The following is an 11241-nucleotide window of genomic DNA, read 5'->3' on the forward strand; positions in this document are numbered from 1 at the left end:
ATTCGTCTGAGTTTGGTTTTTTGTTTTTTACGTGTCCCTGGTTCTTCCGATAGCTCTTAAATATACCTTGCGCAAACTGGGCCAATGCCCTTAAGTTTTGATTTTTCATCAATTAAGACTCTTCCACAAACACTGCATTTTCCGCATTCTATTCCGTATGATAAAATTGCGTTATTAAAATTATCAGCCGACTCGGTGATTTGATAGAAAAATTGAAGTATTGGTGTAACATTTAAGTTTCTACCGTTATTTTTGTTATTTTCTCTTGGAAGAACAGTAGAATCTCTATTTACAATAAACACTTCTGATTTTTTAGTTTTATTAACCGCAATAATTTGGTTTATATATTTTTTTCCATCAATTGCAAAAAAGGAAAACTCAACTTCATCGTTTAATCCTTTTTCATTTGGAATTTTTAAACGAATTATTGGGTTTTCAATACTGCCGCCAAACTTTATACGATCAAGAGTAGAAAACAAAATTTTAAAATTATCACATTTAAACGGCAAACTAGGTAGACTTAAAATAAAGTCTATCATAACTTTACCTTTGTCGTTAAGTAAATTATTAGCACAAATATGGGCTTTCAAAACATCTTCAGCAGTGTGTTTAAATTTTCTGAATTTGTTATATAAGAAATTATGATTTTTTAATCCCTTACAAATATGAAATGCCTGAAAATCAGTAAACTGACTTTCAAGTATTATGTCTCCATACTTAACAATAGTCTTAATTTTTCCGCTAGCATAATCATTTTGTAAAACTGATTTAAAATCATTGATAAATGGATTATTCACTTCCATTTTCTCCCGATCGTAGATAATCTCAGTTATCTCATTTTGAAGCTTAATATTATTTAAATCATTTTTCTTATTGGTTAAATAATCAGCATTTAAAAGTATTGCAAAAATTTCACCCTCCGAAAGATCATGCTTTTTTGCAAATGCATTAAACTCTGTAAAGGAATTAAACAAATGATTAGTTTCAAAAAAAGTTGAATAAACTTCAACACCATTTTCTTGGTCGCAAATTACTTTAAATAAAATTTTTGTATCGCATTGTCGAATTATTGAATCTAAAACCTTAAAGACTCTCCGAATTTGATTTAACACAGAATAATTTTTACCCAAGGTGCTTTGAGAGCTTGTTTTAACAAAGTTCCAGCAGCATAGAAGCGGTTTCTTTTTTAATTCACTGATGTTATGTATAGCTGCATCGAAGTTTAGTACAGGATTTGTAAACAAATGGTTTGTTTTCCCAGAAGTAGTGGCAAGTATTTTTTCGTAGATTCCTTTTTCGATTAGGTCATTTTTTGAATACTGACTCTTTCTAGTGAATAAGTCGCCTCTTAATAGTAAACATTTAAAAAAGCTATCTGTTACCAAGCGCTCTTTGACGGTAATATCATCTTTTGTGCCTAAGGCATCAAATAGCAAGTAATCTTGAAAAAGCTGAATTAAGTGCCCGTTATCTTCCCGAGTTAGAAGTCGGCGTAGGGAGGCTGGAAATCGACCTCCTTCAAAGTGAATTCTAATTTCATTTATGGCTAGCGACATCTGATCGCCAGAATATAAGTAAGTTAAATGATTATTGCTTTCGACGATTCTAGTCCATTTTTGAGCAAGTTCGTTAACATTTAAAAAATTACTGCTAATTACTTGATCATGCTTTTGGACCGAAATTCTTACTTTATTATCCATTGTATGCTGCTTTGACTTCAGCAGATAATCAGAATAAATATAATCTAAAATCAAATTTGAAAATTTTTCTATGCTCTCATCTTTGTTTTTTTCTGACAGAAGAATTTCATAACCCGCAAATCCAATGGTTTGAGTTTTTAGTAGTTTAACGTACTCGTTGATATCAACTCGTTCATTTAATCGCTTAAAATTACCTTTGCTTACTTTTTTAGCTTCAAACTGATTCTGCAATGTATTTACTTCTTCTTGTTTAAAGCTATCTAATACGATCCCCTTAGCTTGGCTTTTGCGAACATTACGATTAAATTTATTATTAAACAATTCATATTGTGTAATTGAAATTTTAGCATTGGAACTAAATTGAATTTTGATGTTATGTAATTCCAAAAACTTCACAGCTTGATCAAGCGAGATGTTAAAATCGCGTAGTACTTTATTGATTCTTATCGTTTTTTCCTCCATAACAAATTAAAACTTTTACTTATCTCTAGACCTAGTTAAAACAACTGCTACATAGAGTATGTTCAGTTGATTAAATAAACTAAAGTCACACCAGCAATCGCAAACAATTAATCCCACAAACCTCTAAACTTACTATTAAAATCGTCTCAAAATCTCCAGACTTAAATCGAAAAACAACAACGCTTCCTAGCTTCCAAAATAGAAGTTTCAATTAAGCTAAAACCCACCTACTTAAACAAACCGACAACAAAATCGATAGTGAGTCCAACACCGATTACCAACAAAAACTGGGTGATGCCTCCTAAAAAATATACCAAAAGCGATTTTCCATAATTGAGTGCTTTTGCCCGATTAAAGAACTGCGCCAAGACAACTACAGGATACAATATCGTTGTTCCTAAAAGTAGAATATTGGTAATGCTTTGATCTAAAAAGCTGGTGAACGGAAGGATCACACCCACCAACAACATACCTTGTGCCGAAACAAAGCACATTAATGTCATGATTTCAAAAATGTTATAGCCGTATTTTCTGAAAAACAAGCGGGCCCAGCAGGCAATAAAAAAGCTCTTCACGATAAAATCGTAGCCAAAGTTTTTTTGAAACCACGTTTGTATCGCATAAACCGTAGTGCCATAGAAGTACGAATCGGTTGGCGGAGTTGTTGCTGCGGGCTTAAAATTGTTGTAGATAATTGTGTAAATAACCGCCGAGAAAATCAGAAACCCTATCGGTTTCATGTGTTGGTCGCGGCGTTCGTTAATAAACGTTCGAATACTGGCAGCCGGCCGAATCAAAAGCTCCTTGACATTAAAGAAAAAACCTTTGTCTAAGTGCCACAAATGAAACAGTTCGTGGGAAATGTAATGGCTGTCGATGCGTTTTATTCCGTCGTTTGTAACGTGCTCATTAGCGTCTTCATTGATCAACTCACTTTTGCTATTTGTCATAATACTCGTGTTATTCGTGCTCATTTCTAAAAGCAAAGTAATGAAAAACCGCCTTTAAACAAACTGCAGAAAAAGTAAATTAAAAAACATCGCGGCTACCTAAATAGCATATGCAAAAGAGCCTTACTACAAAATGCAATAAGGCTAATCATCCGTTAAATCAAGAAGAGCGTAAGTTCAATTCTTACATTGAACTCGCGCTAAAAACCTTAGAAATCTAGTACCAAACCTACTGTAGGAATAATGGTATTATTTGAATTATCCACTTGTATCAATTGTCGCGGCGAAACTACCGCATCGTTCTCGTCGCGAAGCAATCCAAATTGGGGTATTTGTGGAATACGCTGCGCCAGTAAATTCTCGAAATCAACAAACACGTCTAATGCAACTTTTTTAAAATTCCATTTTTTATCAACTCGAACATCCAACTGATTGAAAACACCTAGCTTTTTTGTTCCTAAGGCATTATAATCCAAAATTATTTCAGGATATGCAGCCAAAGTTTGTTGCTGATCAACCGGTACGTAAGGAGTTCTTCCTGCAAATCGATTTCGTAAACTCACTTCCCAATTCTTTTTAAACTTGTACCCTGCTGTTAACGAAAATAGGTGTCGGCTATCCCAAACCGATGGTAAATACTTATTGGCAACACCCGAAAACTCACTGTAAAAAAAGGTGTATGAAGCAATGGCAAAGAAATTCTTCACAAACTTTTGTTGAAACATGACCTCCGCTCCATAAGTTCTGCCACGTCCATTTGTAGCAATAGCCTCATTACCTAAGACTTCAAAACCGCCGCCTTTGTTGGCTAACGAAACGCCATCTTCTAAAGAAACTGGGTAATCGCGGTACTTTTTATAGAATCCTTCGACAGTTAACTTGGAAGCCTCGCCAATTGTTTTTTCAATTCCAGCAACGTAGTGTGTGCTATTTGTATAATTTCCGTTTCTATTAGCTAGTTCTCCATTTTGGTCTCTAAATCCAAGTATCGTGTACGGTAAAATCTTGTAATAACTGCCTACACTGGCGTTGAACCGATAGCCTTGACCTAACTTAACCGATAAAGCAACACGCGGAGAAAACGTTTCGAGTAAACTCACATTATCCAAAAATGTGTCATCATCGAAGCGAAACCCAGCCGAAAAATCTACGCGATCGTCAAAAAAGCTGCTGCTGGCGTTGGCAAAGAAACCGTATTTAAAGAAGTCGATACTTGTTGAATACGTTCCCGAATTGGAATCGATAGTATTGTTGTTGTAGCGTGAAAGCTGCCCGTTAAAACCCGTAGTTACCTTCACTTTGTCAAAATAGTAAGTAAATTCCTGACGCAATTTTGTTTCAATTTCCTCTGCCTCGTTGCTAAAGATAATTCCCTCGCGATTAACAGTATCTTCGTAATTCACAAACGAATTCTTAAAATAATTGTTTGAAATCGTAGTTTGCGCATTTCCTAAATTGTTTTTAAAGCGTCGCTTCCACGTTAATCCTATCGCATTTGACCGCTGTTCGATATACGGCGATTGCTCCAAAACTGCACGCTCACTTGGCGTCAAATCGTTCGAAGCCTCTAGCGAAAACTCGTCGATCGAACCAACACCAATCAAAGAAATATCATTGTATGCATCAATTTTATGATTGATTTTGTACTGGTAATCCCAATAATTTGGTCGTATCGGCAATCCAATAAACTCAAACAAAAATTGCAGATAACTTCGTCGAACCGACGCAAGGAACGTTGTATTACTTTTCTCTTTGTTACCTTTAAACAACGGGCCTTCAAAAGTTGCAGCTGCCTCCGAAGCACTTAATCTAAAGTTGGTTTTGTAAGAAGTAGCACTACCCGTGCGCTGCTTAAACTGCAACACTCCCGATAACGGATTGTCGTATTGAGAACCAAACGCCGATGTGCTTAACGTAACATCATCAATAAAGGAAACGTTTAAAATACCTACCGGACCTCCCGAACTTCCCTGTGTGCTAAAATGATTGATCGTTGGAATCTCCATACCATCTAAATAATAAACGGTTTCGTTAGGAGCACCACCCCGAATAATTAAATCGTTTCTAAAACCTCCCGGAGAGGGAGAAATTCCCGGTAACGATTGCGCCACGCGAACCACATCATTATTCGAACCCGGATAATTCGCAATTTCAACAGCTGAAAGCGATTGTATCGACAACGGCGTTTCTTTACTGCGCTTCAACTTACTGCGCTTAATTACAACTTCGGTTAATTCCTGAGCCGACTCTACCAAATTAATAGTTAATTCGGCATTTCCAGCCGATTTGACAATCACATTAAACACAGTCTGCGTCTCATATCCGTCGATACTTACAGTTAAATTATAGGTTTTAGGAACTACCTGTTCAAATTTGAATACACCATTCGCATCTGTAGTAGTAACGTACTCCGTACCCTCCAACAAAACCGTAGCTCCCAATAACGGACTCTCAGCCTTGCCTTTTACAATTCCCGTAAGCACTACTCCCTGCTGTGCAACAACAGCCTGCAAAGAAAAAAGTGCCAAAAGAACCCAAATAGTTTTTTTCATTTTGTATGTTTTTGGAATATTTTTGTGCAAATTTAATCCAAAATTGTATCATTTTAATATTTTAAGTTTTTTTTAGCGCTACTCAAATCACAGTGTTTAATTTTGAGGATATGAATTCTAAAGATTTACTACACACCATCATAAACGATTTCTACGATTTTAATTCGCATGAATCGGAGTCTGATCAAGCTTCCATGCAGAAGTTTGTGGCGTTTTTGAATACGAAATACGACACCGAAAAAATTGAAGTACGCCCGCTTACCGACGCCGATACCGAAATCGATTTACTTGTACTCGAAAACGAAAACGAAGACAAACGCGACGTACTGCTGCTCTTTATTTACTTGTTTAAATACGCTAGAAACTACATCAAAATGGCGTTGGCAGAGTCGGAAATTCATACAGCCGATGAATTTGCATTTGTTATCTCGGTGTTAATGACTCCTGAACTAACAAAAACTGAATTATTTCAACGAAATATTGTCGAAAAAACCAGTGGAACTGAAATCCTGAAGCGACTCGTGAAAAAAGGTTTAATTCACGAGTTCAAATCCGATAAAAACAAAAAGAATATCTACCTTAAAATCACGCCCGAAGGCGAGGCAGTAATTACTCGTGTATTACCTAAAATGCAGGAGGTTACCGAAATTGTTTCCGGAAATTTAAGCGCGTTCGAAGTTAAAAATCTCCTGAAATCCCTAGCCAAACTCGAAGCCTTACACAACAATATTTACAACCAGCGCAAAGACCAGAATTTGACACAAATACTGGATTTCATCAAGCAAGCGAAATAGAACTTCTTTCTTCTTTGGGCAACTGCTGCCTCTGTTCCGCCGGCAGCACCAGGCTGTTCCTGCCATCTTTTAACCTGAGTTCGATTTAAAAATTACAGTCAGAAAACAGATAAATGGTTGACTACAAGGCAGAATTGTTTTGAGATTCTAGAGTATCGCAAAAAATTCTAACGAAGTAGGCGACCGTTTATCTGTTTAGCGTCTGGGTCGTTCATTTCTAAGGATACCAGTTTTTTCATTTTAATTATTTTCAGCGTTCTGACAAAGATTTTTAATCGAACTCAGGTTTTTACTGCTCGCGCCCTCGCAGTAAAAGGATTTCCGTGCCATGCCTGTTGCACCCAACCCAACTCACAATACGTGTTTTTAAAACTTTCCGCTACCTTTGCCGCAAACAACACAACTATGCCTATTATCGCACCTTCTGTACTTGCAGCCGATTTTGCTAATCTACAACGCGACGTCGAACGCATCAACGAAAGTCAAGCCGATTGGTTTCACATCGATATCATGGACGGAGTTTTTGTACCCAACATTTCGTTTGGTATGCCCGTGCTCGAAGCCATTCAAAAACACGCAAAAAAACCGCTCGACGTGCATTTAATGATCGTCGATCCCGACCGATATACCGAAACCTTCGCCAAATTAGGTGCCGCTACACTTACCGTACATTACGAAGCTTGCACGCATTTACACCGCAGCTTGCAACACATAAAAAGTAACGGCATGCGCGCAGGAGTTGCTTTAAATCCGCACACGCCGGTACATCTGCTTTCCGACATCATTCGCGAAATCGATTTGGTTTGTTTAATGAGCGTAAATCCGGGTTTTGGCGGACAACAATTTATCGAACACACCTACGAAAAAGTACGTGCGCTTAAAAAACTAATTGTTGAAACAGGAGCAAAAACGCAAATCGAAATCGACGGCGGTGTAAATAGCTCAAACGCAACGGCCTTAGTTCAAGCCGGCGCCGACGTATTGGTGGCAGGGAATTTTGTTTTCAAAGCCGAAAATCCGTTACAAGTTATTGCCGACTTAAAAAGAGCGCAATAAAATATATTTAATCGAGCTTTTCGGTAAGTTTTTTAAAGACTTTTCGCGCTTCTTTACCTTCGTATAAAATGCTGTAAACCGCATCGATTATAGGAGTTTTGGCGCCGTATTCTTCGTTGAGCTTGTACGCACTTTTTACCGCGTAATAGCCTTCGGCAACCATACTCATTTCCATCATGGCGCTTTTTACGGTATAGCCTTTACCAATCATGTTTCCGAACATGCGGTTTCGCGAAAAAACCGAATAACCGGTTACCAACAAATCGCCGAGATACGCGCTGTTGTTGATATTTCGTTTCATTTTGTGCACTTTGCGAATAAATTTCTTCATTTCGCGAATGGCGTTACTCATTAAAACCGACTGGAAATTGTCGCCGTAACCCAAACCGTGCGCAATACCTGCGGCAATGGCGTAAATGTTTTTGAGCATGGCGGCATATTCGGTACCGATAATATCGTCGCTGATTTTTGCTTTGATGTAGTTTCCGGAAAGCGCGTGCGCTACAACCTTTGCTTTTTTGGCGTCGGCGCAGGCAATAGTTAGGTACGACAAACGCTCGAGAGCTACTTCTTCGGCGTGACACGGCCCGGTGATTACGCCAATATTTTCGTACGGAATTTGATAAACTTCGTGAAAATGCTCGCCAACAATTAAACTGGTTTCGGGCACGATACCTTTGATTGCCGAGAATATGACTTTATCTTGAAGGGAAACTTCGAGTTTTGCAAGTTCGTTGTTAAGAAACGCCGACGGAATAGCAAAAATGATGATTTCGGCATTTGCGATGGCGTAATTGATATCGGTTGTAAGATCGAGTTTTTCGATTTGAAACGTTACCGAACTTAGGTAGTTTGGGTTGTGATGCTGCGTTTGCAGGTGCTCGATGGCTGCTTCGTTTCGCATATACCAAATTATGCGTGATTCGTTTACGCAAAGCATTTTGGCAATGGCTGTGGCCCAGCTTCCGCCGCCGATAACTGCAAATTTAGTCATTTACTATGCTTTTGTGTTTAGCGTGGCAAATGTAAGCAGCTGATTTTGATATTTGAAAGCAAATTGCAGCGAATTCGATTTCGTAACTTTTGGAAATGGTTTTTCTTTGGCACAAATCTTGGGTTTAGTTGGCCGCGCGAAGGATAGAGCGGATTACCCCGCAGCCACAAAAAGCGCTTGTGCGCGCTTTTTGTGGCGAGGCGTATGAGCGAAAGCCTGACGGCGCAGAAAAACCCTGTACTACCGTTCGAATTACAGCGAAATTTCGGGTTTTACTGTGCCGGCGCGCCCAAAAAACAACTAAAAATTCGTGTACAATCGTTATCTTTACCTCACTTAACTTTCTACCATGCGTGCAATTTTTCTCGGATTGTGGTTTCTTTTAAATGTGTATTCAGGTTTTTCGCAGCTTCAAAAAGAAGTTGAACCGCCTTTTCACATAAAAACGGCTGCATTTTTTCAGGACGGAAAAATGGTGTTGCCGATGTTTCAACTAAACGACAATTTTCATTTTGAGTTTGATGATTTGCATGGCGACGAAGCCGATTATTATTTTGAAATTGTGCATTGCGATTACGATTGGAAAAAATCGGAATTAGCAAAAGCCGAGTATTTAAACGGCATTGATGGGCAGCGCATTCAGGATTATTTGACTTCGTTTAACACCGTGCAATTGTATTGCCATTACCGCATGCCTTTTCCGAACCGTTTTATGAGTTTTCGCGTAAGTGGCAACTACATTATTCAGATTTTGAACTCGGATCGCGAAGTGGTTTTTTCGCGCAAGTTTGTGATTTATGAAGATCGTGTTTCGGTTCCGATGGTTATTAAACGTCCGCGTACATTAAAAGATATTGAGTACAAACAAAACGTAGAATTTTCGATTAAATCGCAAGATATTTTGTTTCAAGCGCCCTTGCAAAACGTAAAAGTTTGGTTGCTGAAAAACGGCGATTTCAAAACGGGAATTACCAACATTAAGCCGCAATATACCATTGGCAACGATTTGATTTACCGCTACGACAAGGAAACGCAATTTTGGGGCGGAAACGAATACCGATTCTTTGAAAACAAGGACATTCGGGCAGCGAACAATTTTATTGCAAAGATTGAAAGCAAAGAAACTTACATTGCGTATTTATATCCAGACAACGCACGCGCCAACCAGCCTTACACCTACGCACCCGATGTAAACGGTATTTATCAAGTACAAAACTTAAACTCACAAAACAACGCTGTAGAAGCAGACTACGCTTGGGTGTATTTTAGATTGGTTGCGCCAACCTACATGGGCAACGACGGTGTGTACATTAACGGAATGTTTAACAACTGGTCGTTAGCACCCGAATTTAAGATGGATTACAATACCGAAGGTGGCTATTTTGAAAAAGCGTTGATTTTAAAACAAGGATTTACGAACTACCAATATGTTATTGCCTCAGAAAACGGGAAAATTGATTATGAAAATGCACCCGATGGCAACTTTTATCAAACAGAAAACAACTATTTTGCCTTGGTGTATTACCGCGAAAACGGTCAGCGGTACGATCGAATTATCGGGAAAGGCAGTGCTAGTTCGATTGATATCAGCAACTAACAAAGATTTAAACTTGCTTCGTTGGAAAATTTGCTAACTTTGAAGTGTGAAACTGGTTGAGCGCTATGGTTACTCAAATAACACAAGGGATAAAAATTTCGGTTAGAACTTCTTTTGAAGGTACTTACTACAAAAACGGTAGGTTGCACTACGCATTTTGTTATGAAATTTCGATAGAAAATCACAGTAAAGACAGCGTACAATTGATGTCGAGACACTGGGACATTTTCGATGCGCTTCAAAACATGGAAACAGTGGATGGCGAAGGTGTGATCGGGAAAAAACCTGTTTTAAAACCTGGCGAGCGTTACAGCTATACTTCAGGCTGTTTATTGGCTTCGCCTTTTGGAGCTATGCGCGGCTATTTCAACATGATTAATTTTACAACGACCCGCAATTTCCGGGTAATTGTGCCCAGCTTTAAATTAAGCGCCGATTTCGCCTTGAATTAATTTCAGCGCTCTTTATTTGTATTTCAAACTTGGTTCTGAAAATACGCACTTACGTCGAGAACTTCGCGTTGGGCAATAGCGAACACCTTATCCGTTGCGGTTGGTTCCAGTATGTACTTTCCGGTAAAAACGCCAAAGGCAGGTAAAATTAGTTGGTTTTGAGATTGAAAAAAACAAGGCAATCGCAAGGATTGTCGGCCAGCACCACGCAACAAAACGCCGGGATGTATGTGTCCGCAGATGTTTAGCTTCGAATCGGTTTCGGTAGGATGATGCGTGAGTAACAATTCGTGGGTTTCGATTTCGGAAACTACTTCAACACCCAACTTTTTGTAATGTGATTCTGAAATAATATCGTGATTTCCGGCGACCAAAACGTGCTTTTGCTCTGCATTTCGTTCAATGAAAGCCGAAAACGCCTTCCAATCGTTATTGGTTTTGGAGTGAAATAAATCGCCGAGATAAATCACTGATTTGGGATTGAAAAACGAAAGTACTTCTTCTAGCAGCTCGAAGTTTACTAAACCAACTACTGCCGGGACGGCTAATCCGTTTTTGCGGAAATGCGCTACTTTACCGAGGTGCACATCGGCAATTAATAAGCAGTTTTCATTTTTCCAGAAAGCGGCTCCGGAATAATGCAAAACGAATTCGAGCTGATTGTATTTGAGTAGCGTTGTCACA

At 38.6% G+C, this 11241-nt stretch carries 9 protein-coding genes; 4 read left to right on the forward strand and 5 right to left on the reverse strand.

Annotation, left to right across the window (positions count from 1 at the left end; genetic code table 11):
• Positions 1–56: 56 nt before the first annotated feature.
• The 3 genes from ACOVQQ_RS03595 to ACOVQQ_RS03605 all read right to left on the reverse strand — a co-directional run bounded on the left by ACOVQQ_RS03595 (position 57) and on the right by ACOVQQ_RS03605 (position 5664).
• Positions 57–2162 (reverse strand): DUF6011 domain-containing protein, encoded by a 2106-nt coding sequence (locus ACOVQQ_RS03595; RefSeq protein WP_421816980.1) that lies wholly within the window; start codon positions 2160–2162, stop codon positions 57–59.
• A 227-nt stretch (positions 2163–2389) separates the two neighbouring features.
• Positions 2390–3112, reverse strand: a complete 723-nt coding sequence (locus tag ACOVQQ_RS03600) for a DUF3667 domain-containing protein (RefSeq protein ID WP_421816981.1) — start codon at positions 3110–3112, stop codon at positions 2390–2392.
• A gap of 209 nt (positions 3113–3321) precedes the next feature.
• Complete coding sequence (locus tag ACOVQQ_RS03605; protein WP_421816982.1) at positions 3322–5664, reverse strand: TonB-dependent receptor; 2343 nt, start codon at positions 5662–5664, stop codon at positions 3322–3324.
• Positions 5665–5774: 110 nt separating this feature from the next.
• On the opposite strand from ACOVQQ_RS03605, the gene ACOVQQ_RS03610 reads away from it, so the two are divergent.
• Entirely contained in the window at positions 5775–6458 is a 684-nt protein-coding gene (locus tag ACOVQQ_RS03610; RefSeq protein WP_421816983.1) for a MarR family winged helix-turn-helix transcriptional regulator, read from the forward strand.
• Positions 6459–6863: 405 nt separating this feature from the next.
• Positions 6864–7514: a ribulose-phosphate 3-epimerase gene (gene rpe / locus ACOVQQ_RS03615; RefSeq protein WP_421816984.1), complete on the forward strand. Its 651-nt coding sequence runs from the start codon at positions 6864–6866 to the stop codon at positions 7512–7514.
• A gap of 7 nt (positions 7515–7521) precedes the next feature.
• On the opposite strand, the gene ACOVQQ_RS03620 is transcribed toward rpe, so the two are convergent.
• A complete protein-coding gene (locus tag ACOVQQ_RS03620; RefSeq protein ID WP_421816985.1) occupies positions 7522–8508 on the reverse strand; it encodes an NAD(P)H-dependent glycerol-3-phosphate dehydrogenase in 987 nt (328 codons plus the stop codon).
• 349 nt (positions 8509–8857) lie between these two features.
• Here ACOVQQ_RS03620 and ACOVQQ_RS03625 point away from each other — a divergent pair, with 349 nt between their 5' ends.
• On the forward strand, positions 8858–10105 hold the full coding sequence (locus tag ACOVQQ_RS03625) for a DUF5103 domain-containing protein (RefSeq protein ID WP_421816986.1): 1248 nt from the start codon (positions 8858–8860) through the stop codon (positions 10103–10105).
• A gap of 65 nt (positions 10106–10170) precedes the next feature.
• Positions 10171–10557 carry a Co2+/Mg2+ efflux protein ApaG gene (gene apaG / locus ACOVQQ_RS03630; RefSeq protein ID WP_094485187.1) on the forward strand — a complete coding sequence of 129 codons (387 nt, stop codon included), beginning with the start codon at positions 10171–10173 and terminating at the stop codon, positions 10555–10557.
• A gap of 23 nt (positions 10558–10580) precedes the next feature.
• Here apaG and pdeM read toward each other — a convergent pair whose 3' ends face one another.
• Positions 10581–11240, reverse strand: a complete 660-nt coding sequence (gene pdeM, locus ACOVQQ_RS03635; RefSeq protein ID WP_421816987.1) for a ligase-associated DNA damage response endonuclease PdeM — start codon at positions 11238–11240, stop codon at positions 10581–10583.
• Position 11241: the final 1 nt, after the last annotated feature.

This window comes from Flavobacterium sp., from assembly GCF_049240005.1.
GTDB lineage: Bacteria > Bacteroidota > Bacteroidia > Flavobacteriales > Flavobacteriaceae > Flavobacterium.